The sequence below is a fragment of the Enterobacter cloacae complex sp. SHL012 genome, assembly GCF_049237505.1.
In the GTDB taxonomy this organism is placed as follows: domain Bacteria; phylum Pseudomonadota; class Gammaproteobacteria; order Enterobacterales; family Enterobacteriaceae; genus Enterobacter; species Enterobacter kobei.
In genome coordinates this window covers 35,645-59,981 of sequence record NZ_JBMKIZ010000003.1, presented here as the reverse complement: position 1 = coordinate 59,981, position 24,337 = coordinate 35,645, and the positions used below count along the sequence as shown (strand labels likewise).

Below are 24,337 nucleotides of genomic sequence, written 5' to 3'. Positions count from 1 at the left end.
GTTTAGATGCTCTTAATGATTTTTACTGCGCGGCCAATTACCTCAACGTCATCGACAGAGCATTCAAAAGAGGTTTCATCTTGATGGACGATAATTTTGTTCCCTGGGATACGGGCAATCTTCACGATATTTTTCATGCCATCAATATCAATAAGCCAAGCTCCGTTGCTGAGCTGCTTTGCAGATGTATCGACAACGTAATCCCCTTCAGTCGTTTTTACGAACAAACAGTCTTCTGCTTTACCTGAAATCAGCCCCTGATCAAGATAAATATCATCCAGCTCATTAAAGGTACCTCCCTCAATCGTCACCTGTTTCACTGGCGGGACGACAATCTTAGATAGAGGGCGTACTGTGGGCTGACTCTCGTTTTTGGACTTATTTTTTTCGTCCATCTGAGGATACATTTCGCCTTGTCCTGTCGTAAGCCAGAGCAAAGAAATTCCTGTTTCAAGGGCGCACTGAATAACCCAATCGGCAGGAAAACTGTCGCGTAAGAGCCTGTTTGCCATAGTGCTTTTCGAAGCTTGAAGGTGTTCAACTAAAGCAATTTGAGTATTGAAACCGTAGGCAATCATTAGCCTTTTGATGGCTTCCTTGCCTCCCGTATTTGCACCGCTACTAATCTTCAAGTTGAACTCTCCATTTGACAATCCAATATCGGGATCGTAATTTATGTCCAACTTCTAAATTGAGAGTTTGGAAGTTGGGGTTTAACATCATATAACGCACTAAAACTAAGAGATACTGCACTATGAGCACAGATATTTCAATTCGTGTACCAAAAGAGATGGCTACTCCAGCTGAGTTCGCGGAATGGGAGGGAATTTCACGCGGTTCTGTTTATCAAAAAATTCACCATGGTCAGCTAGCTAAGTACATGGTTAAAAAAGAGAAAAATAAGGGCCGCGTTTGCCTGCGTTACTTGATGTACAAAACGGATCAGGTTCGAGAGTCTCTTGGGCATTCCAACTTCCGCGTCATTGTTGGTCAGTAAGTTCGATTATGAGAACTTTTTAAGGGTCTCACATGTTTGATTATAAGATTTCCAAACATCCACACTTTGAAGAGGCCTGCCGGGCTTTCGCACTGCGTCACAACATGGCGAAGCTGGCAGAACACGCGGGAATGAATGTCCAGACGCTGCGCAACAAGCTGAATCCGGAGCAACCGCATCAACTCACGGCTCCGGAAATTTGGCTACTGACGGATATCACCGAGGACTCCACGCTGGTTGATGGGTTTCTGGCGCAAATCCATTGCTTGCCATGCGTGCCGCTGAACGAAGTTGCCAGCGAGAAAATGCCTCATTACGTGTTGAATGCTACAGCAGAGATCGGTCGTGTTGCAGCAAGCGCTGTTTCTGGCGAACACCAGACAACAACGGAACGCCGGCAGGTTATCGAAAGCATCAATTCTGTCACTCGCTTAATGGCACTTACAGCTGTTTCCATGCATGCGCGCCTGCAGTACAACCCGGCAATGGCAAGTGCTGTTGATACAGTAACGGGCCTCAGCGCTTCATTTGGTCTGATCTGAGGTGCTTATGCTTAGTAAGGAACCCTCATTCGCATCGCTTTTGGTTAAACAAAGCCAAGGTATGCACTGCGGCCATGGCTGGATTATCGGGAAAGATGGCAAGCGCTGGCACCCGTCTCGCTCTCAGGAAGAGCTGCTGGCAGGGCTGACCACTACCAAACAGGTGAAACCATGGCTATTGAAGGCACTGCAGCGACTGTTCCACTAAGCCCGGGTCAACGGCTTGAAGGACTGAACCGTATAGCTGAATTAAGGGCGAGGGTTTTTGGTCTGAATATTGAGCCAGAGCTTGAAAGGTTTATTAAAGATATGCGTGATCGTCGCGATATAAACCATAAACAAAATGAGCGGGCACTGGCAGCCATATTCTTTATGGCAAAAATTCCGGCAGAACGTCACAGCGTCAATATTAGTGATCTGACTACTGACGAAAAGCGGGAACTGGTTAAAGCAATGAATCATTTTCGTGCAGTGGTGAGCTTATTTCCCAAACGGCTAACTATGCCGAATTAACCCACAACAGAAATTAATGGCGTAAACCCGCCGGGCATTCTTTTGCCCAAATTCAGGAGAAAGAACAATGCAGAACGAATTACCAAAAATGTTTGTAGCCGAAACCGATTCGCTTATGGCGGTGATCGATATTGCCAAACGTGAGGAGCGAAAAGGCCGCGCGCTCGCAGTTTCAATCCGCCTTGAGGCGCTGGCAACCCACATCACCAACAAAGGGTTAAACGGTGTTGAAGCAGCTGAACTACTGCGCTGCGAAGCAACCCGCTACGAAAACGAATCTCAGGAGCTCCACTAATGGCTGACTCTATGGACCTCGTACAACAGCGCGTTGAAGAAGAACGCCAGCGCCACATCCACACTGCCCGCAACAGAGCGCCGGGCGTTTCCCGTGTGCTTTGCATCGAATGCGATGCGCCGATCCCTCCAGCTCGCCGCCGCGCTATTCCGGGCGTGCAGTGCTGTGTGACCTGTCAGGAAATCGCAGAGCTTAAAGGCAAGCACTACAACGGAGGCGTTGTATGAGCACTATCCTGAAATGGGCGGGAAACAAAACCGCCATCATGTCCGAACTCAAAAAGCACCTCCCAGATGGCCCGCGGCTGGTTGAACCTTTCGCGGGTTCCTGCGCTGTGATGATGGCAACAGACTATCCTCATTATCTTGTCGCGGATATTAACCCTGACCTTATAAATCTTTATCAGGTGATTAAAGAAGACGTTAACAGCTTTATTCATTTGGTAGAGCGTATTTTCTCCAAGTTCACCACGGAAGAAGATTATTATAAATGCCGCCAGTTTTTTAACACTGTACCCCTGGAGCCAATAGAAAAGGCAGCTTATTTCCTTTTCCTTAATCGTCATTGTTATCGCGGTTTGTGCCGTTATAACCAGCGCGGTCTTTTCAATGTTCCATATGGTAATTACAAAAAGCCTTATCTGCCTGTCGATGAAATACGTGCATTTGCTGAAAAGGCTGTGCGCGCGACGTTCATCTGCGCCAGTTATGACGAAACGCTGGCAATGCTGCAGGCGGGTGATGTTGTCTACTGCGATCCGCCTTATGACGGTACTTTTAGCGGTTATCACACTGCCGGGTTCTCTGATGATGACCAGTATGATTTGGCATCTATTCTGGTGCGCCGGTCATCAGAAGGCCATCCGATCATCGTGTCCAATAACGACACCCGCCTGATTCGTTCGTTTTATCGAAAATTCACCCTTCACCGCATCAGCACAAAACGCAGCATTGGCGTTGCCGCGGGCGAAGGGAAAAAAGCTGACGAGCTCATTGCAGTGCTTAAACCAAAGATGTGCGTAAGCGTCGATCCAGGTGGCCCTGATTGCTCTGTTGTATGGAAGGTGCCTGCGTGAAAGGAGCGCAGCTCGGGGCCCATCATTTTCACGGGACGCCTGTTTGGGGGAGTGCCGGTGATGTTCATCGCATTGCGGTGAGCGGAGCCGGTGCTTTCGTTTCATATGTGCGCCCGGACCAGATTGCAGCATCTCTCAATTTTGCCGCCGCAGTGGGTATTGATAACGGAGCATTTTCAGCATGGATGCGGGGCCTGGTTATTAACTGGTGCGAATTCTATGAGTGGCTGATTGGCTATTACCACCATCCTAAAGTGGCTTTTTTCGTGATCCCTGACGTTGTGGAGGGGGGAGAAAGTGATAACGATGCACTGATTCGTCAGGTTCCTCGCATGTTTCGGGATAAGGCGGCTCCTGTCTGGCACCTGCACGAATCTATAGATCGTCTGGTTGAGCTTTGCCGCGAATGGCCCCGGGTTTGTTTTGGGTCATCTGGAGAATATGCGGTTATCAGGACAGAGCGCTGGCATCGTCGTATGCAGGAGGCTTTCGAAACTATTTACTGCAAATATACTTTTCAAACCAGAGTTCATGGCCTGCGTATGCTGGATGGGCGTGTGATGGGCAATTATCCACTCGCCACCGCTGACAGCACGAATCTGGCCTGCAATGTTCCTAAATTCAACTCTAAATATCCTGAACTAACCAGGGCTATCCGCGAGGCTGAGTATTCACGCGGTCTTAGCGAAAAAGAGCTCAAAGCCGTAATTTTGAAAAACCGTTGCGCCATTCTTAAAGGCGCTATCGAGGCAGTGCGGCCGCCCTCTATCTCTGAATGGTCCTCAAAAGGGTTGCAGCCTTTCCAGCTTGAACTGGAGATCGCATGAGCAATTACCGCTATTCCTGGAATGCTGAAAAGAAAGCGGTTAACCCTTATCTGGATACAGATAAGCGTGCCACTTCATCCGTGCTTTCAAACCTGATTACTCTCTATGCTGCTGATAACGAGCAGGAACAGCTGCGCCGCGAAGCCCTGAGTAATGAGGTCTGGGATCGCTATTTCTTCAATGAATCCCGTGATCCTGTTCAACGGGAAATGGAGCAGGACCAGCTGCTAAGCCGCGCCGAAATGGCCCGCGAACAGCAGCAATTCAATCCCGATCTGGTCATCGTTGCTGACGTGAGCGCCCAGCCGGTGCATATCAGTAAGCCGCTTCTTGAACGGATTAAATATTTCGAGGGTCTGGGCAAACCGAAGGCATATTCCCGCTATCTGGGTGAAACTATCAGGCCGTGCCTGGAACGCCTCGAGCGCGTGCGCACCAGCCAGATTTCTGCGTCATTCCGTTTTATGGCGAGCCACGACGGGCTGGAGGGTTTGCTGGTCCTGCCCGAAATGAATCATGAGCAGGTCAAGCGGTTGTCAGCCCTGGTGGCGGCACACATGAGCATGTGTCTGGATGCTGCCTGCGGTGAGCTGTTTACGGATGAAGACGTTACGCCGGAAGAGATCCGCCGGTCATGGGAAAGGGTGGCCACTGAGGCTATGCGCCTTGATGTTATCCCGCCTGCTTTCGAGCAGCTACGCCGTAAAAAGCATCGCCGTAAGCCGGTCCCATACGAGCTTATTCCGGGCTCGCTTGCCCGTATGCTTTGCGCGGACTGGTGGTATCGCAAGCTGTGGCAGATGCGGTGTGAATGGCGGGAAGAACAGTTGCGCGCTGTCTGCCTGGTTAACAAAAAAGCGTCCCCGTATGTCAGCTATGAAGCTGTGATCCACAAACGCGAACAGCGTCGCAAATCACTGGAGTTTTTCCGCTCGCATGAGTTGGTTAACGCCGAAGGTGACACGCTGGATATGGAAGAAGTGGTAAACGCAAGCAGCAGCAATCCGGCGCACCGGCGCAACGAAATGATGGCCTGCGTTAAGGGGCTGGAGCTGATCGCAGAAATGCGTGGTGAATGCGCCGTGTTCTATACCATCACCTGCCCGTCACACTTTCACGCAACGCTCAATAACGGCAGGCCAAACCCGAAATGGACCAGTGCCACGGTCCGCCAGAGCAGCGACTACCTGGTGAATATGTTTGCCGCCTTCCGTAAGGCTATGCACAAAGCCGGGCTGCGCTGGTATGGCGTTCGCGTTGCTGAGCCACACCATGACGGCACCGTGCACTGGCACCTGCTTTGCTTCATGCGCAAAAAGGACCGCAAATCCATCACCGCGCTGCTGCGTAAATTCGCCATTCGTGAGGACCGGGAGGAGCTGGGCACCAATACCGGGCCGCGATTCAAGTCTGAGCTTATTAACCCGCGCAAGGGGACACCGACCAGCTATATCGCCAAATACATCAGTAAAAACATTGACGGGCGAGGACTGGCGCAGGAAATCAGTAAAGAAACGGGCAGATCGCTGCGCGATAACGCTGAGAACGTAAACGCCTGGGCTTCGCTGCACCGTGTCCAGCAATTCCGCTTTTTTGGTATTCCTGGCCGCCAGGCGTACCGTGAGCTGCGCCTGCTGGCCAGTCAGGCTGCCAGGGTGCAGGGTGACAAGAAGGCAGGCGGGCCGGTACTGGAAAACCCGCGTCTGGATGCTGTATTGGCCGCAGCTGATGCTGGCTGTTTTGCCACCTACATCATGAAGCAGGGCGGTGTCCTGGTTCCCCGTAAACATCACCTTGTCAGAACTGCCTATGAGCTGAACGACGAGCCGAGTGCCTACGGCGATCACGGTGTTCGTATTTATGGCATATGGTCCCCGATCATAGAGGCCCGGATCTGCACTCATGCAGTGAAGTGGAAAATGGTTCGTAAAGCCGTTGACCTTCAGGAGGCGACAGCCGACCAAGGCGCTTGCGCCCCTTGGACTTGTGGCAATAACTGTCCCCCTGTTGAAAATTTGAACCAGACAGGGGGGGAAGTACCGGATATTACGTCCATGGATGAAAAGGCGCTGCAGGACTACCTGCACGGAATGGGAAAAAGGGAGCGGCGGGAGTTGATTGCCCGGCTCAGGCTGGTAAAACCGAAACGCAAAAAGGCTTACAAGCAGGAGGTTTCTGAGCAGCAGCGCCTGCAACTTGAGTATGAGCTTAGGTCCAGGGGTTTTGATGCCTGTGATTACGAGGTGAATTTGCTTTTACGTGGAGGCAGCCTTCCATCAGGTGGCGGGTTGCTCTTCTTTTATCAGAACGAGCGGCTGCGTGAGGATGAAAGATGGAGGGAGTATTTTTAACGTCCCGAGAATATTTCCTTTTTGCGTCAGACCAGGGTTTTCTTATTGAAATCAAAAAGCGTTTTACATTTAGAAATCGGTATTATACTGTATGCATAAACAGTATATATACATGCAGTTATGTTGTGTGGTGGCCGTAAAAGGAGGGAAAATGCAAGATTATCTTTTGGAGTCATTGAAACTTCAGCGCATTGATTTTTTCTTAAAGCTGGTAGCAGCAAGCGATTGCAGCGACGAAGAAAAGCTTCTGGCTATCCAATGGGTTTCTGAACTTACTGATGAACTGATGGCGAAAATACGCAACCATGGATACAGCCGGACAATGGACTTTAGTCAAAATACGTCTGAAGACCTGGCTCTTTCAGCTTATGAGAGTTGTTCGTCTCAAACTTGAGGGAAGGATAACACTTGAATAAAAAAGGCCCGCAAATGCAGGCCTTTGAATTAGCCGGTCACGTCTTTAGCGACGGTTCAGGTAATCCATGATCGCGTTAACAATAACGATCATTGGTGGCACTATCTTCAACAACAAACTGACCATTGTTAGCCTCCTTGGGCTTCAGGGTTATCGGTCTTTCCAGTAATTCAGTAAGGTCATGATGATGACCGTCACTGGGTGCGCGAGTTTCAAGAACAGCAGCAACATTTGCATGCTTAATTCCTACGTCGTCCTTTAAGACGATGTTTTCTCGCGCCTGGCTGCAAACACCCTTGGGCTTGCCTTTACAGTTGTTGTGTCTGAGTCGCCAGACACATACGGCACGATTTTATGTTTGGGTGGAACTGAAGAATCACCAACAGCTCGGACAAATAATTCACTTTTAAATCAGTCGAAACCGTTCTGAGACGTTCCTAACCGTTCCCGTTCTCTTGAAGATTACGGTGCATTTGGTTAAGCTAGTTTTGAGTCGCCAGATACATACGGCACGGTAACAGAGCCGCAAACTCCGTTTCCGATTGAAAGGCCCGGTCTAATCAGCCGGGCTTTTTCATTTATTGCATCTGCTGACCCCAACGCAACATCTTGGGTTTGGAGCCCTTCCAAACGGCTACATCTTCTTTTCTGATTAGTATTCTAGAGCGCTTTCGTTTCCGCACAAGGGTTGATTTTGACGCTAAATTGAGGTTGTCAATAGATAAAAAAGGCTAAGGCCTCATGGCATAAGGCTTGAGCAGTATGTCAATAACTTATAAAAAAAAAGAAAATTGGATCGAATGTTGATTTCTTCAGCGCTGACGGGGCCTTGAGGCGTGTTTTCATTGCATGGAATGTTTATTTATTGAGCTGTTGAAAGTTAAATGGTGCTTTTTTTTTATCCACAGCGTATTCACCGATCAAAGTTAGTCAATGGTTATTAACAGGTTATCCACAGATATGTAAATTTCAACACATTTACAGTCCGCCTAAACACGCTCGGTTCAACTGGACCCACTTACTGTGAACATTCCGCTTTTCTAGTCTTTCTACATTCTTTTGCATGCAAATATCTATTAGTGCATGGCTATGCCGCATGAGAACGCATGATCATTTGAGTAGTGTTGTTGCTGAGGCCTGCCAGAAATGACGGGCTTATGCTTATGTCATGCAGGTGCATGAAAACCATTACGTAAAGTGGGCAGGCGTGGCGGGGCTACGAGCGCGCGCTGATGGTTGTAAAGCAGAAGCGTTGATATCAAAATGAGTAAGTCACGGGCCTCGATTCGGCTCGGTTTTGAGGAAATTAGTGGGGAATTGGACCATGGCAACGTACGTAGACGACTGTCCGAGATGTGGTACACAAAAAATTGCTTTTGATGTACGTGGTGCAAACTGTTGTGGGTCTTATCAGTCGTTTGAAATGCAGGATATTCCTGTGTATGAAGTTTATTGTGTGTGCAGAGAATGCCATAAAACGACGCTTTTTCTTTGCGAAAACAAACACAAAGAACAAGCATTGGATTCTTTTGATTGGAGGATGTCAATTTTTGGGCTGAAGGATGTAGCCAGAGTAAAACGTTGTATTTCTCCTGCAGATCTTATGGTTGGTGAACCGCCTGAATTTTTGCCTGCGCATATAAATACTGCATATGAGGAAGGGGCTAAATGTTTGGCGATTGGCTGCTATAACGCAGCAGCCACTATGTTTAGGCTTTGTCTTGATTACGCAACAAAAGGGCTTATTCCAAATGGTGATGACGCGCCAGCGGCAAAAATAAAAAGAAGCCTTGGGCTAAGAATGGAGTGGTTGTTTGAAAATAGTATTTTGCCTGAGTCCTTGAGAGAGTTGGCTGAATGTGTCAAAGATGATGGGAATGATGGCGCTCACGAAGGTATATTAGATAAAGATGCCGCTGAAGATTTAGAAGATTTCACCTACATTTTTCTTGAGCGTTTATACACTGAGCCTCAACGCCTTGTTGAGGCTAGAGCAAGGCGTGAAGCAAGAAAAAATAAAGCAAACTAAGTTTAATCTATATTTAGGCTGTATGGAGAGAATGAAATTACTTCTTCATCCAGCCATTCATTCAGCTCCTGCAGGCGCTTCTGCAGTGGCATCAGCTCGTTGCGGACAAAGACGCGGCTCGCCTTTTCCACGTCACCAAAGCCGCCGGTATTGTTGGGAATGATGCCCATCATCTGTGGTGGTACGCGATGCGCGGCCATCATGTCATCACGGCTCACATTCTTGATATTCAGAAATTCATCCTTCGCCGCCACCTCTGAAAGGGGAATGATCTGAATTCCGTCTTTTTTGCCGTTGGGCGAGTACATGAACAAGTTGCGGAAGTTGCCCGGGCCCTTGGCGCTTTTCATGGCCTGGCGGATGTTGTTCACGTCCTCCTGGTTCTGCGCGGCATCGGTCATGTACATGATAAAGCCCGCATGGCTGCCGTTAATGTAATATTTCCGGCGGAACAGCGTGGCCGACTCGTTGAGCAGGGCGGACGGAATGGCTGAGAGGTAGCCGGGCAGCCCGTAAATTTCTTGGTTAATGTCAGGCTCTAGAAGATGGAAAATGCTACCCGGCGTAAATTCGTAGGGCTGTGTGGAGAATCCGTACTGCACAAACCAATATGTGTCCAGGTCCACGCCGCGGCGGGTGTATTTAGCCAGGGCTGGCTCCAGCGAGAGAACGCCGCCGAGCCGGTTTGTGCGTTTCTCAAGGTAGGCGTTGCCGAATACCAGGTAGTCCTGAACGAAACGGGAAAAAGCCTGCTGGCTGAGCAGGCGGTGCGGTATATAGGTGCTGCTGAGAATGTCACGCTTAACGGCAATCGGTGAGCTGTGATGCACTGCGGCGCGGTAGGTGCGCGCCAGCCCGTCAAAACTCACCGGCGGTTCATACCAGCGGTCCATCTGCACGCACTCTACATAATCCAGCAGTTCCCGGCGGTCCAGTACCGGGATCGGGTCGCCAAAGCTGAATGCTTCTGCAGATACGCCTCTGCTCTGTTGAACGCTCTGTTTAGCTGCAGCGCGGTTTTTATTCCTCTTGCCCATCAAAAAATCTCCACAATGTTGCTGGTATTGGCGGCTTCGCCCTGCAGCGGTTCGTTAAACAGTGCGTGCATCGTTGCCCAGGCCAGGTCTGCATGGCTGGCTTCTTCGCTGCGGCTGGCTTCGTAGGTGGGGCGGTTCCCGCTGGCGGTGGTGGCGCGGCGGATTGCCATAAAGGACTGAGCAATGTCGGTGTGCCCGGCGTCAAACTCCAGGCGCCGGTGGCTGATAATGTCGTATGCCTTAAGCACCAAGGCGTTTTTTACGTTGGGGTTGTAGACAAACTCCCGGACCGCCGGGAAGAACGCTTTCACGTTCTCATAGACGCCGTGGCCGACGCCGGTAGAGTCGATGCCGATATAGGTCACGTTGTACTGCTGGGTCAGCTTTTTAATGGCGTCAGCCTGGGCGCGGAAGTCCATCCCGCGCCACTGGTGACGCTCCAGAATGCGGAACTTTCCGCCCGGCACGGCAGGCGGAGCCATGACCACGCAGCCCGCGCTGTCGCCATTCTGCGTGCCTTTGGCCGGGTCATAGCCGATCCACACTTCGCGCCAGCCAAACGGGCGCAGCGCCAGCGCCTGAAAGTCGGACCAGACTTCCCAGCTGTCAACCATGCACGCCTGCAGCTCGCTCAGCGGGAACACTGACGCCAGATCGTCAATGAATTCGCACATAAGAAGGTTTTGGTATTCGTCCGGGCTGTACTCCATACGCAGCTGGTCTAGGTCGAACAGGTTACAGCCGCCGCGCACCGCATCCTCCACGGTGACGATCTGGCGGTACTGACCGTCCGGGCAAAGCAGGCCCGGGGCCAGATTGCCGTGGGTCAGGTCAATATCCACCTTGTCCGCTTTGGTGCGGCCCCGGTTGAACAGCGCGCCGGACCAGAACGGATAGGCGCTGTGGGTCAGGCTGGACGGGGTTGAAAAGTAGGTCTGCCGCCATTTTTTGTGAATGGCCATACCGGAGGCTACCTTGCGCAGCTCCTGGAATTTCGGTATCCAGAAATATTCATCCAGGTAAAGATTGCCGTGATAGCTCTGCGCCGTGCGGGCGTTGGTGCCGAGGAAGTACAGGCACGCGCCGTTGCTGAGCGTCATCGGATCGCCTTTCAGCTCTACATCCACTTCTTTTGCAAAGTCGATGATGTACTGCTTGAAAACATGCGCCTGTGCCTTGCTGGCTGAGAGAAAAATCTGGTTGCGGCCGGTGGTGATGGCGTCAATCAGCGCCTCCCGGGCAAAAAAGAAGGTCGCTCCGATCTGGCGCGATTTGAGCAGATTGCGGATACGGTGGCGGTTGCCTGCCTCGTACCAGTGGCGCTGGTAGGCGAACATCGAGCCGTGGAAAACCTCCTGCAGCTTCTCGATCTGTTCGTCGGTGAAAACATTCTTTTCGGGCTGGCGGCGCGGGCCTTTGTTGCGGTTAGCAACCTTCGGATTTAAATCAGCCTCATTGCCGCCATCGTTAAATTTACTGATCCGGGCGTGGCGCTCTGACTGGCGCGCCAGCAGGTCAATTTCCTTGAAGTCTTTCCCTTCTTTCTGCTCCTTCATAATGAGCTGGCAGTAGCGCGCGGCGGTGGTGAGCTGCATCTGATCCAGCGGCCCATACTCGCCCCACTTGTCGCGTTTCTTCCAGCTGTGAACGGTTGCAACTTTCTCGCCCAGCATTTCTGCAATGCGGGCTATGCGGTATCCCTGAAAGTACAGCAGCATGGCCTGCCGACGGGGATCGAGGTCTGCGGGGGACATTGTCGTGTTCATGGCCCAAACATACGGCCTTGCCCGGCGGCTTTCCCCGGCTGCGGTTTGTGTGGCTGACCGTACAAGCGCCGCGCGTTGTTTCACTCCCCCTATCACCGCAAACATAAGGCTCCAGTAAGTTTTTTCTAACGGAGCACGGCTCATGACAGTGAAAGCAAAGCGTTTCCGCATCGGGGTGGAAGGTGCCACCACCGACGGGCGCGAAATCCAGCGCGAATGGCTGGTACAAATGGCTGCCAGCTACAACCCAGCGGTGTATACGGCGCAAATTAACCTTGAGCACATTAAAGGCTATTCGCCGGATGGCACATTTAAGCGTTATGGGCATGTCACCGGTTTAACCGCCGAAGAAATCACGGAAGGGCCATTAAAAGGGAAAATGGCGCTGTACGCCGAAATTAACCCGTCGCCTGACCTGATTAGTCTGATTAAGCAGTGGCAAAAGCAATTCACCTCTATGGAAGTCAGCCCGAAATTTGCTGACACCGGCAAGGCCTACCTTGTCGGCCTGGCTGCCACTGACGATCCGGCGAGCCTAGGCACCGAGATGCTGGCTTTCAGTGCCACCGCCAAACAGAACCCGCTGGCTAACCGCAAGCTAAGCCCTGAAAACCTATTTACCGCCGCTGAAGAAACGCTGATTGAACTGGAAGAAACCCAGGACGAAAAGCCGTCCCTCTTTGCCCGCGTATCCGCGCTGTTTACCAAAAAAGAGCAGACCGACGATGCGCGTTTTTCAGACGTGCACAAAGCCGTTGAGCTGGTCGCCACCGAGCAGCAGAACCTGAGCGAGCGCACTGATAAATCTCTGTCAGACCAGGATGCGCGCATTTCTGAGCTTGAATCCTCGCTGCAGGAGCAGCAGGCCGCCTTTGCCGAGCTTCAGCAGCAGCTGAGCCGTGAAGACAGCCGTAAAGATTACCGCCAGCGCGCACCGGGCGGTGAAGCACCGGCAGGCACCCTGACCAATTGCTGATGGAGCATAAAACCCGATGAAAAAGAATACCCGCTTTGCCTTTAACGCCTACCTGCAGCAGCTGGCGCGCCTGAACAATGTGGAAGTGGAAGCGCTTTCCAGCAAGTTCACCGTGGACCCGTCCGTGCAGCAGATACTGGAAGACCAGATCCAGCAGTCAGCCGCTTTCCTGACGCTGATTAACATCACGCCGGTTGCGGAACAGTCCGGCCAGCTGCTTGGCCTGGGCGTTGGCTCCACCATTGCCGGAACCACCGACACCACCACCAAAGAGCGCGAACCTACCGATCCGATGCTGATGGAGGACGTGGAATATAAATGCGAACAGACCAACTTTGACACGGTGCTGACCTACGCAAAGCTGGACCTGTGGGCGAAATTCCAGGACTTCCAGGTGCGTATCCGTAACGCCATCATCAAGCGTCAGGCGCTGGACCGCATCATGATCGGCTTTAACGGTGTGAAGCGTGCCAAAACCTCTAACCGCGCTGAAAACCCACTGCTGCAGGACGTGAATAAGGGCTGGCTGCAGAAAATCCGCGAAGACGCGCCGGACCACGTTATGGGCAGTACCACCCAGGACGGCACCACCACGGCAGGCGCGGTGAAGGTGGGCAAGGGCGGCGACTATGTCAACCTGGACGCCGTGGTGATGGATGCGGTTAACGAGCTGATCGACGTGGTTTACCAGGATGATGACGAGCTGGTTGTTATCTGCGGCCGCGAGCTGCTGTCTGACAAGTATTTCCCGCTGGTTAACAAAGAGCAGGAAAACAGCGAGAAAATTGCCGCCGATCTGATTATCAGCCAGAAACGCATGGGCGGCCTGCAGGCGGTGCGTGCGCCGTTCTTCCCGGCCAATGCCCTGCTGATCACCCGTCTGGATAACCTGTCCATCTACTGGCAGGAGGACACCCGCCGCCGTTCTGTTATCGACAACCCGAAACGTGACCGGATTGAAAACTTCGAATCCGTCAACGAAGCGTATGTGATTGAAGATTATCGCTGCGCGGCCCTGGTCGAAAACATCACTATCGGTGACTTCAGCGAGCCAGCTGCGCCTGTGGAAGAACCCGCCGAAACAGAAACTGAGGAGTAACGCATGAGCCTGAGTCCCGCACGGCAGCACCGCCTGCGCATTCAGGCCGAACAGGCCGCCCGGGAGGGCGGCAGTGTTCGCCATGCGTCCGGCTATGACCTGATGCTGCTGCAGCTGGCAGAAGACCGCCGCCGACTTAAGGGTATCCAGTCCACCCTGAAAAAGGCGGCAATCAAGGTGGAGCTTCTGCCGAAGTATGCCGCCTGGGCGGAAGGCGTGCTGGCTGCCGGAGGTGCGCAGCAGGATGACGTGCTGATGTACGTGATGCTGTGGCGTATCGACGCCGGTGATTATGCCGGTGCGCTGGAAATCGGGCGTCATGCGCTGCGCCATGGCTGGGTGATGCCGCTGGGCAACCGTAACGTGCAGACCGTTCTGGCGGAAGAAATGGCGGATGCCGCACAAAGCGCGCTGCTGGCCGCAACCGGTTTTGATGCCGATCTGCTCCTGCAGACGCTGGACCTGACTACCGATCTGGATATGCCGGACCAGTCCCGTGCACGCCTGCACAAAGCCATCGGCGCGGTACTGACCGATAGCAACCCGGCTTCTGCCCTTAATCACCTTACCCATGCGCTGCAGCTCGATCCCCGCTGCGGCGTGAAAAAAGAAAAGCAGCAGCTGGAGCGCAGATTGCGCAGTGACAGCCGCTAACGAACGTGCCCCGCGCACGGGCGGCACGGGGTGGCGAAAGGCACTGCCACATCAAAACCCCGTCCACCGCCCACTATTTCAGGAGAAAGCCGCATGCAGTTTATTGCGCCAGAACAGGCACCGGAACAGGCGGACGTTATTAAAAATACGCCGTTCTGGCCTGATGTGGACCTGTCGGAATTTCGCAGTGTGATGCGCACTGACGGCACGGTGACGCAGCCCCGTCTCCGGCAGGTTGCGCTGACAGCCATTTCCGAAGTTAACGCTGAGCTGTACGACTTCCGCAACCGCCAGAAGATGCTGGGCTACCGGGATCTGGCTGACGTACCGGCGGAAATGCTGGACGGAAAAAGCGAGCGCATCCAGCACTACCTCAACGCCGTGTATTTCTGGGCGCGCGCCGTGCTCAATGAGCGTTACCAGGATTATGACGCCACGGCGTCCGGGGTAAAGCGAGGGGAGGAACTGGCGGAGGTCAGCGGCGATCTGTGGCGTGATGCCCGCTGGGCCATCAGCCGGGTGCAGGATGCACCGCACTGCACGGTGGAGCTTATCTGATGAAAGTGCGTGCGCATCAGTATGACACGGTGGACGCACTCTGCTGGCGCCATTACGGGCGCACGCAGGGGGGCACTGAACAGGTGCTGCAGGCGAATCCGGGGCTGGCTGAATATGGCCCCTTTTTACCGCACGGGCTGCAGGTGGAGCTGCCGGATATCACGGCGTCAACCACTGCGCAGACTGTCCAGTTATGGGACTGAACTATGACGCTTGAACGACTCAGCGCCTTTATCACTTACTGCGTTGCCCTGCTTCTGGCATGGCTCGGCGATTTGTCTCTTAAAGATGTATCGACCATTACCGGTCTTGCGCTGGGGATTATTACTGCAGCGGTGACCTGTTATTTACGCTGGAAAGCCTACCAGCTGCTGCGGGACGGCAGAATATCCAGGGGGGAATATGAGTCCTTCAATCGTTAAGCGTTGCCTGGTCGGCGCGGTGCTGGCGATTGCCGTCACGCTGCCGGGTTTTCAGTCGCTTCATACCTCCGTCGAGGGGCTGAAACTGATTGCTGATTTCGAAGGGTGCCGCCTGCTGCCATACCAGTGCAGCGCCGGGGTCTGGACTGACGGGATCGGCAATACGTCCGGGGTAGTGCCGGGCAAAACCATAACGGAGCGACAGGCCGCGCAGGGGCTGATTAATAACGTGTTGCTGACGGAAAAAAGGATTGAAGCCTGCCTGCAGGTTAAGCCACCTCAGCATGTTTACGATGCCCTGATCAGTATCGGCTTTAATGTCGGAACGGGGGCAATCTGCCGGTCAACAATGGTTTCTTACATCAATCGCCAACAATGGTGGCAGGCGTGCAACCAGCTCCCCCGCTGGGTTTATGTAAATGGTCAACGGAATAAAGGGCTGGAAAACCGGCGCGCCCGTGAGCTTGCCTGGTGTCTTAAAGGGGCAGGGGCATGACGCGCGCGTTGGCGGTGATCCTTGCTCTGGTGCTGGCACTGTTGGGCTGGCAGTCATGGCGGCTTAACAATGCCGGTCACACCATCGGGACGCAGGCAGAGGCGCTTAAAACGAACAAGCAGGAGCTGGCGAAGAAAAACAGCCAGCTCATCAGCCTGTCCATTCTTACCGAAACCAACAGCCGGGCGCAGATGCAACTTTATGCTGCAGCGGAGGAGACTTCCGCGCTGTTGCGGAGTCGCCAGCGCCGGATCGAGGAGCTAAAACGTGAAAACGAGGATTTACGCCGCTGGGCTGACACTCCTTTGCCTGCTGACATTATCCGGCTGCGGGACCGCCCGGCCCTCGCCGGAGGTGCAGCTTACCGTGAGTGGTTGTCCAAAAGTGACACAGTGCCGCCTGGACAGTTCAGCGCCTCGCAGTAATGGGGATCTGAATCAGGTGCTGGATGAGACTGAGGCCGCCTGGGCGGCATGTGCCGACAAAGTGGACACGATCATTGCGTGTCAGGAGCGAGACAGTGAACAAGCCGCAGTCCTTACGCAACGCCCTGAATAAATCGGTGGCGTATGTCCGTGACAACCCGGACAAAATGCACCTTTTTGTTGATAACGGTTCGCTGGTTGCTACCGGCGCCCGTTCAATATCATGGGAATACCGCTACACCCTGAACGTGGTGATTGAAGATTTTAGCGGCAACCAGAATTTAGTGATGGCGCCCGTGCTGCTCTGGTTAATGACCAATCAACCGGACGCCATCAGCAACCCGGAGCTGCGCGAAAAACTTTTTACCTTTGACGTTGATATCCTGAGCAACGATCTGTGTGATCTCAGCCTCAATCTGCAGCTCACGGAGCGTGTGTTTGTAAGCACAGACGGCACCGTATCGAGCGTTGAAGCGGTGCCGGAACCCGACGTACCCGAAGAAATGTGGACGGTGAAACGTGGATGATCTGCAGAGGGTAGATGACTGGCTGTCGGCCCTGCTGGCGAATCTGGAACCGGCAGCCCGCAACCGTATGATGCGACAACTGGCGCAAGAGCTGCGCCGGTCGCAACAGCAAAACATCAGGCTGCAGCGCAATCCAGACGGCACCGCCTTTGAGCCGCGTCGGGTGACGGCCAGAAGTAAAAATGGGCGCATCAAGCGCCAGATGTTTGCCAAATTGCGCACCACTAAATACCTGAAAACTGTAGCCAGCGCGGATTCAGCCAGCGTGCAGTTTGCAAATGGGGTGCAGCGGATTGCGCGGGTGCATCATTACGGGTTACGTGAAAAAATAAATAATAGCAAAAAACAAATTAAATATAGCCCGCGTAAATTGCTAGGTATTAATAGTGATGTTGAGGATTTACTGGTGAATTTGTTATTTCTAGTTAATCCTAATGCCTAGGAGTGTCCTAGGCATTAATATCATTTTACAACTTTTGTATTGCACTTGCTCTCAAGGAAGGTGATGACTTCGATTGATTTTTCAAGGTATTCTTTGACTTTTACTATTGAGATGTTGGTGTTTTTTCCATGAGCAACTAAGTGTCTATTGGTCATTATGGAATCAATTGCCTCTTTGCGGGATATATCTTCCTCTAAAAACTTTGTAAGACTGTCTCCCCACTCTTTTTTAAAGTGACTGGCAGTTTCTACAAATTTGATGGTTTTTGGGTTTTGAATCTTTGATAATGTTTTTAATGTGTAACTTGATATGGCGGGGGCAGCGCCGTCAGTTACAAATTCACTGAAAACTTCAGAAATTGCATTTTCTAAAAAACCTGACGCTAAAACGCAAGTATATTTACCCCAATGGCCTTGCAGTTCGAGGTTGTCGCCGCAGGATTCTCTGGTGTTATCAATTAAATCAATTATCTGCTTGTATTGCTTATTTAACTGATGGTTTTTCATTGTTAGACCCTTGAAAACTCTTCAATAGCTAACTCCATCCTACGTTTAACATTTTTTACGTCAGACGTGGATTGTGATGTTAAGTCCTGAAACTCCTGATTACTCAGCAAGTTTTCATAACCTCTTTGCACTATTTCGTCATCGACTGGGTAACCATTGTCAAATCGCGTTGCAAGCCCAACCATACATGCTTCATATAGGGCGACATTTAAGGCTCTAATTGGTCTAAATAATTTTTCATCAATGGCGCTATGGAATGCTTGAATGGTTAATGTGAATATTTCTTCATAGTAACCGCATTTTTCTTTGCACTCTCTATTTTTATAGCAGAATTTATTGATGAAATCTATCATCGGCTTATTATAATGGTTGAAACGTTCTTTCATTGCCCAGAATCTAATTATTAATTCGACATCTTTCATTCTGTCATTTTTAGGGCCGAAAATTTCACGCCATTCAGGTAGTTCATTTAACTTCTTAGCCAATTCGATAAGTTCGCCATGATATACGGCTACCCTTATTTCTTGTGGTGTTAATTTTCTACCGCCGCTATTCAGCCTTTCGAATATATGATAAATACTTGTGTCGTCTTCAGCGGGAGTCTCTTGTTTTACGACTGTTGCATGTATGACTGAGTTATCGAGGTTAATTCGATCGCGGGATTCAAGTTCGTCATAAGTAACGCCGTCAAATTGTTTTTTGACTTTTGAAAGTCTAAAGATTCTTTTTGTTTTCTGACTTTCTTGCGGCTTAAACTCACCAAGGTAATAGTATAACAGCGAAAGTAATCGTTGCTGTCCATCTATTACTAACATTTTTCCTGTATTAGGTTCTTGAGCAAGGAAAATTCCAGGGACTGGTAGGCCTAGCAACAGAGATTCAATAAACCTAGAGGCTTCTGGCATTTTCCATACATAATCACGTTGGAAAGGTGGAATGAAAATTTCGTCTCGTTTTAGTCTTCTGACTAAGCCTTCAACATCAAAATCAACACCATAGCTGGTAATATCGTATCTAGTATACTCTTCCTCGTAATCATCATCAGAGTCATCGATGAAGTTCTCTTCCTGTTCTATAACTTTCTTGATTTCCTCTATGTCTTTCATCCTATGTCCTTGTTCTGCTGTATGTAAAAAGAATCTTAATATTTATCTCTCCTGATTGTTTAGTCAACAGTACATTTTTGAAATGTGTTCTAACTTACACGATCAAGTTAAAACATTCGTATGAACGCACAACTCACAGAAATCATGCGCCTTATCACCAACCTGATCCGCACCGGCACCGTAACCGAAGTGGACCGGGAAAACTGGCTGTGCCGGGTGAAAGTGGGCGAGCTTGAAACCAACTGGATTAACTGGCTGACTCTGCGCGCAGGCGGCGCCCGTACGTGGTGGTGCCCGTCGCCGGATGAGCAGGTTGTGGTGTTGAGTATGGGAGGCAATCTGGAAACCGCTTTTGCCTTACCTGCGATCTATTCCAACCAGTTCGCGCCGCCGTCGGACTCAGTGGACGGCTGCGTAACGGAATACCCGGACGGTGGCTGGTTTGAATATGAACCCGCGACCGGCCGCTGGCATGTGCGGGGCATCAAATCCATGGTGATCGAGGCTGCAGATAACATAACCCTGAAAACGGGGGAATTTGTGGTGGAAGCAAGCAACACGCGCATAAACAGCGAGGTGGTGATCAATGGTGGCGTCACCCAGGGCGGCGGCGCCATGAGTTCCAACGGGATCGTAGTCGATAAACACGGTCATACCGGCGTTAAGTCCGGCGGCGATACATCAGGAGGCCCTGTATGACGCTTTATATCGGCATGAGTCAGGGCAACGGCAGGACCATTACCGACACGGACCACCTGCGTCAGTCGGTCCGGGATATTCTGCTGACCCCGCAGGGGAGCCGCATTGCCCGCCGGGAATACGGCTCGCTTCTGTCTGAACTGATAGACCAGCCGCAGAACCCGGCGCTGCGCCTGCAGGTAATGTCTGCGGTCTATGTGGCTCTGAGTCGCTGGGAGCCACGGCTTACCCTGGATTCCATCACCATAGACAGCAGTTTTGATGGTTCGATGGTGGTTGAGCTTACCGGGCAGCGTGATAACGGCGCGCCGGTTTCACTTTCGGTATCAACAGGAGCAGACAATGGCAGTCATTGACCTTTCCCAGCTGCCCGCCCCGCAGATAGTGGATGTGCCGGATTTTGAAACGCTGCTAAACGAAAGGAAAGCCGCGTTTATGGCCCTTTATCCGGCAGACGAGCAGGACGCGGTAAGGCGCACGCTTGAGCTGGAGTCTGAACCCGTGACCAAGCTCCTGCAAGAAAATGCGTATCGTGAAATCCTCCTGCGCCAGCGCATTAACGAGGCGGCGCAGGCGGTCATGGTGGCTTATGCAATTGGCGGCGATCTCGATCAGATGGCGGCCAACTACAACGTGAAGCGGCTGACGGTTACACCTGCGGATAACGACGCGGTGCCGCCGGTCGCAGCGGTGATGGAAAGTGATGAGGCGCTGCGCCTGCGTGTTCCTGCTGCATTTGAGGGGCTGTCCGTGGCGGGGCCAACGGCGGCCTATGAGTTTCACGCTAAAAGCGCTGACGGGCGAGTGGCTGACGCCAGCGCAACCAGCCCGGCACCGGCGGAGGTGGTGCTTACCGTGCTGAGCCGTGAGGGTGACGGAACGGCAGCGGCGGATCTGCTGGCAGTGGTTGAACAGGCGCTTAACAGTGAGAACGTGCGGCCGGTTGCTGACCGTCTGACGGTGCGCAGCGCTGAAATTATTCCGTACAGCGTGGATGCGACGATTTTTCTTTACCCAGGGCCAGAAGCTGAGCCGGTGATGGAGGCGGCAAAAGCCAGCCTGCAGAAATATATCGCCAGCCAGACGAGGCTGGGGCGTGATATTCGCCGCAGTGCTATTTATGCCGCGCTGCATGTTGAAGGTGTGCAGCGTGTTGAGCTGGCCTCGCCGCTCGCTGATGTGGTGCTGGATAAGACACAAGCCGCTTCATGTACGGAATGGAGCGTAACCAACGGGGGAACGGATGAATAGTTTGCTTCCTCCTGGCTCATCGCCGCTTGAGCGTCGACTTGCTCAGACCTGCAGCGGCATTTCCGATCTGCAGGTGCCGCTGCGGGATTTATGGAACCCGGCAACATGCCCGGTCAAGTTTCTGCCGTATCTGGCGTGGGCCTTTTCGGTTGATCGCTGGGACGAAGGATGGGCTGAGAGCGTGAAGCGCCGTGTGGTGCAGGATGCTTTCTATATCCATCAGCACAAGGGCACAACCAGCGCTGTGCGGCGTGTTGTGGAGCCGTTCGGCTTTCTGATCCGCATCATTGAATGGTGGCAGACCGGCGAGGCGCCGGGCACGTTTCGTCTGGATATTGGGGTGCAGGACCAGGGCATAACAGAGGAAACTTATCTGGAGCTGGAGCGCCTGATTGGTGACGCCAAACCCTGCAGTCGGCATCTGATCGGCATGTCCATAAATCTGCAGACGAGCGGACCATATTTTGTTGGGGCTGCCACTTACACCGGCGAAGAAATCACGATTTACCCGTATATCAACGAAACCATCATTTCCGGTGGCACTGCCTACGAGGGCGGCGCCGTCCATGTTATTGACACAATGAGAGTGAACCCATGAGCGCAAAATTTTATACCCTGCTGACGGATATTGGCGCGGCGAAACTGGCAAGCGCTGCCGCGCTCGGTGTGCCGCTGAAAATTACCCAGATGGCGGTGGGGGATGGCGGCGGCGTGCTTCCAACTCCCAGCGCACAGCAGACGAAGCTGGTTTCCGAAAAGCGGCGCGCTGACCTGAACATGCTTTACATCGATCCGCAGAACAGCAGCCAGATTATTGCTGAGCAGGTGATTCCTGAAACTGAGGGCGGTTGGTGGATTCGTGAGGTTGGGCTGTTTGATGAAACGGGCGCGCTGATCGCAGTGGGGAACTGCCCGGAGAGCTATAAGCCGCAGCTGGCAGAGGGAAGCGGCCGCACGCAGACAGTGCGCATGGTACTGATTACCAGCAGCACCGATAACATTACGCTGAAAATTGATCCGTCCGTAGTGCTGGCTACCCGAAAATATGTGGATGACAAGGTGCTGGAACTAAAGGTGTATGTAGATGAGCTGATGGCGGCGCATCTTGCTGCAGCTGATCCGCATACGCAATATGCGCCAAAAGCCAGCCCGACCTTTACCGGCACCCCAAAAGCCCCGACTGCAGCTGCAGGTAACAATACCACTCAGCTTGCCACAACTGCGTTTGTGCAGGCGGCTCTGATCGCCCTGGTGAATGGTGCCCCGGCTACGCTGGACACGCTGAAAGAAATTGCTGCGGCTATCAACAACGATCCTAATTTCAGCACCACCATTAATAATGCGCTTGCACTCAAAGCCCCACTGGCAAGCCCTGCCCTGACCGGAACGCCGACAGCGCCCACGGCTGCGCAGACTGTCAACAATACGCAAATTGCCACTACTGCTTTCGTAAAATCAGCTTTGGCTGCGCTTGTTGGATCATCACCTGCGGCGCTTGATACCCTGAACGAGCTGGCGGCGGCATTAGGAAACGATCCTAACTTTGCAACCACCATGACAAATGCGCTGGCAGGTAAACAGCCTCTTGATAGCACGCTGACAACTTTGTCTGGAAAGACAGCGGATGGGGTTATCGAATACCTTCGTTTGGGGGAAGCGGCAAAAAGAGGGGTTGGTGCATCAAGCGGGCAACTTCCAGATATGGGGCTTTTTGCTGCAAATTTTGCAGGGGGTGCAAACTCTTACGCGAAGTTCCCGAATGGGTTAATTATTCAAACCGGGGCAATAACTTCTATCCCTGCAGGAACATCCATTGAGGTTTTTTATCCAATAGCGTTTCCAACTCAAATGTGTTTCGTAATTTTTACCGCGGCGGGATCGGCAGATTCAACCGTGCCGATCTCTATCGGGATAGATGCTCAATCTGTTACTGATTCCCGTAAATCGGTAATGGCGCGAAATTTTTCAACCAGGAGTAACGCCGGTACACGGTTTACAGCTATTGGTTTTTAAACGTTCGTTTGGGAGAAGCGGCAAAAAGGACGGTTGGAAATGGCGCCAATCAACTACCTGACATGGCTTATTTCGCTAATAGCATTGCAGGCAACGGCTATGCAAAATTACCTAGTGGTTTAATTATTCAATGGGGAAGTTTTGCAGTTACTACAACTAACGGCGTGGTAAACAGTTTGTCGGTTACTTTACCTGTTGCCTTTCCAGCCTCGCTTCTGATGGTGAATGCAATGTTCAGTACGCAAGACCCCTCGACTCGTTTTGTTGGCTTTGATACGGCAAGATCCTCTCGCGGGACGATAAATTTCACTTACGTAACGCCCACTACTAATACAATTTACTGGATTGTTTTAGGTTATTAAAAAAATAAAGCCCTTGCGGGCTTTATTTCACTCAGGCCAATTCTTGACTACGTAACCGTTGTTGACTGCCTCAATAAGAATCCATTGGGGTATCGCAGGAAATTCAACATTAGGCCAACCCTCGCTTTCAGGCCAAAGTTTAAACTTTTGCCTTACGTCCAAAAGTTCCGCCTGCTGTTCTGCTGTCAATGGAATATTGTTAATAGTGAAATCAGAAACAAGCATTCTATCCGTGCTTACTATGAATTCATCACGTAAAACGCGGGCGCGTGCCTTGATTTGTTCCGGGCTTTCCTCCACAGCGGGAATATCAACCCAGATCGGCAGGCCGCTGACCCCTATACCACGCATTTTCCCGTTCGGCGGAGTCGAGGAAAATTCGCTAAACACGCTATCTTCAACTTCGATTAAATCATTCGGAAGACTACCTGCGTTTACATAAGACTCCTTTAAAGCCACGGGATAAAAAGCATTATTTGCAGGGCTAAACCAATAGTTCATAACGCACTCCTTAGTTTGAGCCTCAGATCTTAAGTGCGGTTTCGTAAAATAATTATCTAGCTACCATGTATGAGTTATCACACAATTTTTTGACGTCAGTAGCCAACAGCGAACCAGTAAACGCTACGTTCAAAAGGTTGCTGCACGCCGTTCACTGTTCTGACGCACAAAGCAAACGCGCTGGTTTTATCCCTGATAAATCCATTAGTCATAGTTACCATGCTCACATCAGCGGAATCAGTTGTGTGGCCCATAGCAACCAGGCATAAACCACCTACGGGAAATGCAATTGGGAATTTAAAAGAATAATTACTCGCACCGGTTAAAAGCCCCCACTGCAGCAGCATTTTTTTGCCGCCAGAAACGGGAATATATAGCCAGCCATTAGCACCGATCTGTGCGGTGGCCGCCTCCATTTTTGCCGCTTCTCCCAAACGAAGGTTTTTTATCCAC

34 protein-coding genes and 1 pseudogene are annotated in these 24,337 nt (G+C 51.8%); 28 read left to right on the top strand and 7 right to left on the bottom strand.

Annotated features, from left to right (window positions below):
• Window positions 1-2: 2 nt before the first annotated feature.
• On the bottom strand, window positions 3-632 hold the full coding sequence (locus ACOTY9_RS11440) for a phage repressor protein CI (RefSeq protein WP_421637359.1): 630 nt from the start codon (window positions 630-632) through the stop codon (window positions 3-5).
• Between the two features lie 122 nt (window positions 633-754).
• Here ACOTY9_RS11440 and ACOTY9_RS11435 point away from each other — a divergent pair, with 122 nt between their 5' ends.
• From ACOTY9_RS11435 to ACOTY9_RS11385, 11 genes and pseudogenes are all read left to right on the top strand, one after another.
• The gene (locus ACOTY9_RS11435) at window positions 755-997 is read left to right on the top strand and encodes a hypothetical protein (RefSeq protein WP_014884924.1); all 243 of its coding nucleotides are present in this window, start codon (window positions 755-757) and stop codon (window positions 995-997) included.
• A gap of 32 nt (window positions 998-1,029) precedes the next feature.
• Window positions 1,030-1,539, top strand: coding sequence for a phage regulatory CII family protein (locus ACOTY9_RS11430; protein WP_421637358.1), 510 nt, complete (start codon window positions 1,030-1,032; stop codon window positions 1,537-1,539).
• Between the two features lie 7 nt (window positions 1,540-1,546).
• Window positions 1,547-1,747, top strand: a complete 201-nt coding sequence (locus tag ACOTY9_RS11425; RefSeq protein WP_142431647.1) for a phage filamentation protein Fil family protein — start codon at window positions 1,547-1,549, stop codon at window positions 1,745-1,747.
• Window positions 1,711-2,052, top strand: coding sequence for a DUF5347 domain-containing protein (locus tag ACOTY9_RS11420; protein ID WP_234100023.1), 342 nt, complete (start codon window positions 1,711-1,713; stop codon window positions 2,050-2,052). The genes ACOTY9_RS11425 and ACOTY9_RS11420 overlap by 37 nt, the downstream gene beginning before the upstream one ends.
• Before the next feature lie 67 nt (window positions 2,053-2,119).
• Window positions 2,120-2,347 carry a DUF2732 family protein gene (locus tag ACOTY9_RS11415; RefSeq protein WP_421637357.1) on the top strand — a complete coding sequence of 76 codons (228 nt, stop codon included), beginning with the start codon at window positions 2,120-2,122 and terminating at the stop codon, window positions 2,345-2,347.
• Window positions 2,347-2,574, top strand: a complete 228-nt coding sequence (locus ACOTY9_RS11410; protein WP_048987514.1) for a TraR/DksA family transcriptional regulator — start codon at window positions 2,347-2,349, stop codon at window positions 2,572-2,574. Before ACOTY9_RS11415 ends, ACOTY9_RS11410 begins: the two co-directional genes overlap by 1 nt.
• The gene (locus tag ACOTY9_RS11405) at window positions 2,571-3,422 is read left to right on the top strand and encodes a DNA adenine methylase (protein ID WP_421637356.1); all 852 of its coding nucleotides are present in this window, start codon (window positions 2,571-2,573) and stop codon (window positions 3,420-3,422) included. Before ACOTY9_RS11410 ends, ACOTY9_RS11405 begins: the two co-directional genes overlap by 4 nt.
• On the top strand, window positions 3,419-4,249 hold the full coding sequence (locus ACOTY9_RS11400) for a hypothetical protein (protein WP_421637355.1): 831 nt from the start codon (window positions 3,419-3,421) through the stop codon (window positions 4,247-4,249). The genes ACOTY9_RS11405 and ACOTY9_RS11400 overlap by 4 nt, the downstream gene beginning before the upstream one ends.
• Window positions 4,246-6,600 carry a replication endonuclease gene (locus ACOTY9_RS11395; protein WP_421637354.1) on the top strand — a complete coding sequence of 785 codons (2,355 nt, stop codon included), beginning with the start codon at window positions 4,246-4,248 and terminating at the stop codon, window positions 6,598-6,600. The genes ACOTY9_RS11400 and ACOTY9_RS11395 overlap by 4 nt, the downstream gene beginning before the upstream one ends.
• A gap of 151 nt (window positions 6,601-6,751) precedes the next feature.
• Window positions 6,752-6,928: pseudogene (locus tag ACOTY9_RS11390) on the top strand (hypothetical protein); the annotation flags it as partial.
• Between the two features lie 1,411 nt (window positions 6,929-8,339).
• Entirely contained in the window at window positions 8,340-9,044 is a 705-nt protein-coding gene (locus tag ACOTY9_RS11385) for a DUF4145 domain-containing protein (protein WP_110108675.1), read from the top strand.
• Between the two features lie 2 nt (window positions 9,045-9,046).
• On the opposite strand, the gene ACOTY9_RS11380 is transcribed toward ACOTY9_RS11385, so the two are convergent.
• Window positions 9,047-10,081 carry a phage portal protein gene (locus ACOTY9_RS11380; protein WP_110108674.1) on the bottom strand — a complete coding sequence of 345 codons (1,035 nt, stop codon included), beginning with the start codon at window positions 10,079-10,081 and terminating at the stop codon, window positions 9,047-9,049.
• On the bottom strand, window positions 10,081-11,847 hold the full coding sequence (locus ACOTY9_RS11375; protein ID WP_110108673.1) for a terminase ATPase subunit family protein: 1,767 nt from the start codon (window positions 11,845-11,847) through the stop codon (window positions 10,081-10,083). Before ACOTY9_RS11375 ends, ACOTY9_RS11380 begins: the two co-directional genes overlap by 1 nt.
• Before the next feature lie 142 nt (window positions 11,848-11,989).
• On the opposite strand from ACOTY9_RS11375, the gene ACOTY9_RS11370 reads away from it, so the two are divergent.
• From ACOTY9_RS11370 to ACOTY9_RS11320, 11 genes are all read left to right on the top strand, one after another.
• Window positions 11,990-12,823 (top strand): GPO family capsid scaffolding protein, encoded by an 834-nt coding sequence (locus tag ACOTY9_RS11370; protein ID WP_110108672.1) that lies wholly within the window; start codon window positions 11,990-11,992, stop codon window positions 12,821-12,823.
• Window positions 12,824-12,839: 16 nt separating this feature from the next.
• A complete protein-coding gene (locus ACOTY9_RS11365; RefSeq protein WP_421637353.1) occupies window positions 12,840-13,922 on the top strand; it encodes a phage major capsid protein, P2 family in 1,083 nt (360 codons plus the stop codon).
• Window positions 13,923-13,925: 3 nt separating this feature from the next.
• Window positions 13,926-14,576, top strand: a complete 651-nt coding sequence (gpM, locus tag ACOTY9_RS11360; RefSeq protein WP_421637352.1) for a phage terminase small subunit — start codon at window positions 13,926-13,928, stop codon at window positions 14,574-14,576.
• A gap of 93 nt (window positions 14,577-14,669) precedes the next feature.
• Window positions 14,670-15,134, top strand: a complete 465-nt coding sequence (locus ACOTY9_RS11355) for a head completion/stabilization protein (RefSeq protein ID WP_110115476.1) — start codon at window positions 14,670-14,672, stop codon at window positions 15,132-15,134.
• A complete protein-coding gene (locus tag ACOTY9_RS11350; RefSeq protein ID WP_110108669.1) occupies window positions 15,134-15,337 on the top strand; it encodes a tail protein X in 204 nt (67 codons plus the stop codon). Before ACOTY9_RS11355 ends, ACOTY9_RS11350 begins: the two co-directional genes overlap by 1 nt.
• 3 nt (window positions 15,338-15,340) lie before the next feature.
• Window positions 15,341-15,556 (top strand): hypothetical protein, encoded by a 216-nt coding sequence (locus ACOTY9_RS11345; protein ID WP_110108668.1) that lies wholly within the window; start codon window positions 15,341-15,343, stop codon window positions 15,554-15,556.
• Window positions 15,537-16,052 carry a lysozyme gene (locus ACOTY9_RS11340; protein WP_110108667.1) on the top strand — a complete coding sequence of 172 codons (516 nt, stop codon included), beginning with the start codon at window positions 15,537-15,539 and terminating at the stop codon, window positions 16,050-16,052. The genes ACOTY9_RS11345 and ACOTY9_RS11340 overlap by 20 nt, the downstream gene beginning before the upstream one ends.
• The gene (gene lysB, locus ACOTY9_RS11335; protein ID WP_110108666.1) at window positions 16,049-16,477 is read left to right on the top strand and encodes an Rz-like lysis system protein LysB; all 429 of its coding nucleotides are present in this window, start codon (window positions 16,049-16,051) and stop codon (window positions 16,475-16,477) included. The genes ACOTY9_RS11340 and lysB overlap by 4 nt, the downstream gene beginning before the upstream one ends.
• The gene (gene lysC / locus ACOTY9_RS11330; RefSeq protein WP_243422000.1) at window positions 16,362-16,610 is read left to right on the top strand and encodes an Rz1-like lysis system protein LysC; all 249 of its coding nucleotides are present in this window, start codon (window positions 16,362-16,364) and stop codon (window positions 16,608-16,610) included. The genes lysB and lysC overlap by 116 nt, the downstream gene beginning before the upstream one ends.
• A complete protein-coding gene (locus ACOTY9_RS11325) occupies window positions 16,573-17,004 on the top strand; it encodes a phage tail protein (RefSeq protein ID WP_110108664.1) in 432 nt (143 codons plus the stop codon). The genes lysC and ACOTY9_RS11325 overlap by 38 nt, the downstream gene beginning before the upstream one ends.
• Entirely contained in the window at window positions 16,997-17,446 is a 450-nt protein-coding gene (locus ACOTY9_RS11320; RefSeq protein ID WP_110108663.1) for a phage virion morphogenesis protein, read from the top strand. Before ACOTY9_RS11325 ends, ACOTY9_RS11320 begins: the two co-directional genes overlap by 8 nt.
• Window positions 17,447-17,466: 20 nt before the next feature.
• On the opposite strand, the gene ACOTY9_RS11315 is transcribed toward ACOTY9_RS11320, so the two are convergent.
• Both ACOTY9_RS11315 and ACOTY9_RS11310 read right to left on the bottom strand, forming a co-directional pair.
• On the bottom strand, window positions 17,467-17,952 hold the full coding sequence (locus ACOTY9_RS11315) for a HEPN domain-containing protein (protein ID WP_110108662.1): 486 nt from the start codon (window positions 17,950-17,952) through the stop codon (window positions 17,467-17,469).
• 2 nt (window positions 17,953-17,954) lie between these two features.
• Entirely contained in the window at window positions 17,955-19,058 is a 1,104-nt protein-coding gene (locus ACOTY9_RS11310) for a GmrSD restriction endonuclease domain-containing protein (protein WP_110108661.1), read from the bottom strand.
• Window positions 19,059-19,178: 120 nt separating this feature from the next.
• Between ACOTY9_RS11310 and ACOTY9_RS11305 the strand changes: the two genes are divergently transcribed.
• From ACOTY9_RS11305 to ACOTY9_RS11280, 6 genes are all read left to right on the top strand, one after another.
• Window positions 19,179-19,757: a phage baseplate assembly protein V gene (locus tag ACOTY9_RS11305; RefSeq protein WP_014884896.1), complete on the top strand. Its 579-nt coding sequence runs from the start codon at window positions 19,179-19,181 to the stop codon at window positions 19,755-19,757.
• The gene (locus ACOTY9_RS11300; protein WP_015386368.1) at window positions 19,754-20,113 is read left to right on the top strand and encodes a GPW/gp25 family protein; all 360 of its coding nucleotides are present in this window, start codon (window positions 19,754-19,756) and stop codon (window positions 20,111-20,113) included. Before ACOTY9_RS11305 ends, ACOTY9_RS11300 begins: the two co-directional genes overlap by 4 nt.
• Entirely contained in the window at window positions 20,100-21,008 is a 909-nt protein-coding gene (locus tag ACOTY9_RS11295; RefSeq protein ID WP_058670697.1) for a baseplate assembly protein, read from the top strand. The genes ACOTY9_RS11300 and ACOTY9_RS11295 overlap by 14 nt, the downstream gene beginning before the upstream one ends.
• The gene (locus ACOTY9_RS11290; RefSeq protein WP_014884893.1) at window positions 21,001-21,606 is read left to right on the top strand and encodes a phage tail protein I; all 606 of its coding nucleotides are present in this window, start codon (window positions 21,001-21,003) and stop codon (window positions 21,604-21,606) included. The genes ACOTY9_RS11295 and ACOTY9_RS11290 overlap by 8 nt, the downstream gene beginning before the upstream one ends.
• Window positions 21,603-23,021 (top strand): phage tail protein, encoded by a 1,419-nt coding sequence (locus ACOTY9_RS11285; RefSeq protein WP_421637351.1) that lies wholly within the window; start codon window positions 21,603-21,605, stop codon window positions 23,019-23,021. The genes ACOTY9_RS11290 and ACOTY9_RS11285 overlap by 4 nt, the downstream gene beginning before the upstream one ends.
• 62 nt (window positions 23,022-23,083) lie before the next feature.
• A complete protein-coding gene (locus ACOTY9_RS11280; protein ID WP_421637350.1) occupies window positions 23,084-23,383 on the top strand; it encodes a gp53-like domain-containing protein in 300 nt (99 codons plus the stop codon).
• A 27-nt stretch (window positions 23,384-23,410) separates the two neighbouring features.
• Here ACOTY9_RS11280 and ACOTY9_RS11275 read toward each other — a convergent pair whose 3' ends face one another.
• Window positions 23,411-23,884 (bottom strand): tail fiber assembly protein, encoded by a 474-nt coding sequence (locus tag ACOTY9_RS11275; protein WP_421637349.1) that lies wholly within the window; start codon window positions 23,882-23,884, stop codon window positions 23,411-23,413.
• Between the two features lie 95 nt (window positions 23,885-23,979).
• Window positions 23,980-24,300, bottom strand: coding sequence for a gp53-like domain-containing protein (locus ACOTY9_RS11270; protein WP_421637348.1), 321 nt, complete (start codon window positions 24,298-24,300; stop codon window positions 23,980-23,982).
• Between the last annotated feature and the right edge of the window lie 37 nt (window positions 24,301-24,337).

What these genes read in the sequence shown, in the direction of transcription:
- ACOTY9_RS11340 (WP_110108667.1), top strand. Translation starts at nt 15,537, where the DNA reads ATGAGTCCTTCAATCGTTAAGCGTTGCCTGGTCGGCGCGGTGCTGGCG.
- ACOTY9_RS11315 (WP_110108662.1), bottom strand. Translation starts at nt 17,952, where the DNA reads ATGAAAAACCATCAGTTAAATAAGCAATACAAGCAGATAATTGATTTA.
- ACOTY9_RS11365 (WP_421637353.1), top strand. Translation starts at nt 12,840, where the DNA reads ATGAAAAAGAATACCCGCTTTGCCTTTAACGCCTACCTGCAGCAGCTG.
- ACOTY9_RS11370 (WP_110108672.1), top strand. Translation starts at nt 11,990, where the DNA reads ATGACAGTGAAAGCAAAGCGTTTCCGCATCGGGGTGGAAGGTGCCACC.
- ACOTY9_RS11435 (WP_014884924.1), top strand. Translation starts at nt 755, where the DNA reads ATGAGCACAGATATTTCAATTCGTGTACCAAAAGAGATGGCTACTCCA.
- ACOTY9_RS11275 (WP_421637349.1), bottom strand. Translation starts at nt 23,884, where the DNA reads ATGAACTATTGGTTTAGCCCTGCAAATAATGCTTTTTATCCCGTGGCT.
- ACOTY9_RS11410 (WP_048987514.1), top strand. Translation starts at nt 2,347, where the DNA reads ATGGCTGACTCTATGGACCTCGTACAACAGCGCGTTGAAGAAGAACGC.
- ACOTY9_RS11285 (WP_421637351.1), top strand. Translation starts at nt 21,603, where the DNA reads ATGAGCGCAAAATTTTATACCCTGCTGACGGATATTGGCGCGGCGAAA.
- ACOTY9_RS11430 (WP_421637358.1), top strand. Translation starts at nt 1,030, where the DNA reads ATGTTTGATTATAAGATTTCCAAACATCCACACTTTGAAGAGGCCTGC.
- ACOTY9_RS11290 (WP_014884893.1), top strand. Translation starts at nt 21,001, where the DNA reads ATGAATAGTTTGCTTCCTCCTGGCTCATCGCCGCTTGAGCGTCGACTT.
- ACOTY9_RS11310 (WP_110108661.1), bottom strand. Translation starts at nt 19,058, where the DNA reads ATGAAAGACATAGAGGAAATCAAGAAAGTTATAGAACAGGAAGAGAAC.
- ACOTY9_RS11345 (WP_110108668.1), top strand. Translation starts at nt 15,341, where the DNA reads ATGACGCTTGAACGACTCAGCGCCTTTATCACTTACTGCGTTGCCCTG.
- ACOTY9_RS11405 (WP_421637356.1), top strand. Translation starts at nt 2,571, where the DNA reads ATGAGCACTATCCTGAAATGGGCGGGAAACAAAACCGCCATCATGTCC.
- ACOTY9_RS11385 (WP_110108675.1), top strand. Translation starts at nt 8,340, where the DNA reads ATGGCAACGTACGTAGACGACTGTCCGAGATGTGGTACACAAAAAATT.
- ACOTY9_RS11300 (WP_015386368.1), top strand. Translation starts at nt 19,754, where the DNA reads ATGACGCTTTATATCGGCATGAGTCAGGGCAACGGCAGGACCATTACC.
- ACOTY9_RS11295 (WP_058670697.1), top strand. Translation starts at nt 20,100, where the DNA reads ATGGCAGTCATTGACCTTTCCCAGCTGCCCGCCCCGCAGATAGTGGAT.
- gpM (WP_421637352.1), top strand. Translation starts at nt 13,926, where the DNA reads ATGAGCCTGAGTCCCGCACGGCAGCACCGCCTGCGCATTCAGGCCGAA.
- ACOTY9_RS11415 (WP_421637357.1), top strand. Translation starts at nt 2,120, where the DNA reads ATGCAGAACGAATTACCAAAAATGTTTGTAGCCGAAACCGATTCGCTT.
- ACOTY9_RS11380 (WP_110108674.1), bottom strand. Translation starts at nt 10,081, where the DNA reads ATGGGCAAGAGGAATAAAAACCGCGCTGCAGCTAAACAGAGCGTTCAA.
- ACOTY9_RS11350 (WP_110108669.1), top strand. Translation starts at nt 15,134, where the DNA reads ATGAAAGTGCGTGCGCATCAGTATGACACGGTGGACGCACTCTGCTGG.
- ACOTY9_RS11355 (WP_110115476.1), top strand. Translation starts at nt 14,670, where the DNA reads ATGCAGTTTATTGCGCCAGAACAGGCACCGGAACAGGCGGACGTTATT.
- ACOTY9_RS11270 (WP_421637348.1), bottom strand. Translation starts at nt 24,300, where the DNA reads ATGGAGGCGGCCACCGCACAGATCGGTGCTAATGGCTGGCTATATATT.
- ACOTY9_RS11305 (WP_014884896.1), top strand. Translation starts at nt 19,179, where the DNA reads ATGAACGCACAACTCACAGAAATCATGCGCCTTATCACCAACCTGATC.
- ACOTY9_RS11395 (WP_421637354.1), top strand. Translation starts at nt 4,246, where the DNA reads ATGAGCAATTACCGCTATTCCTGGAATGCTGAAAAGAAAGCGGTTAAC.
- ACOTY9_RS11425 (WP_142431647.1), top strand. Translation starts at nt 1,547, where the DNA reads ATGCTTAGTAAGGAACCCTCATTCGCATCGCTTTTGGTTAAACAAAGC.
- lysB (WP_110108666.1), top strand. Translation starts at nt 16,049, where the DNA reads ATGACGCGCGCGTTGGCGGTGATCCTTGCTCTGGTGCTGGCACTGTTG.
- ACOTY9_RS11420 (WP_234100023.1), top strand. Translation starts at nt 1,711, where the DNA reads ATGGCTATTGAAGGCACTGCAGCGACTGTTCCACTAAGCCCGGGTCAA.
- ACOTY9_RS11375 (WP_110108673.1), bottom strand. Translation starts at nt 11,847, where the DNA reads ATGAACACGACAATGTCCCCCGCAGACCTCGATCCCCGTCGGCAGGCC.
- ACOTY9_RS11280 (WP_421637350.1), top strand. Translation starts at nt 23,084, where the DNA reads ATGGCTTATTTCGCTAATAGCATTGCAGGCAACGGCTATGCAAAATTA.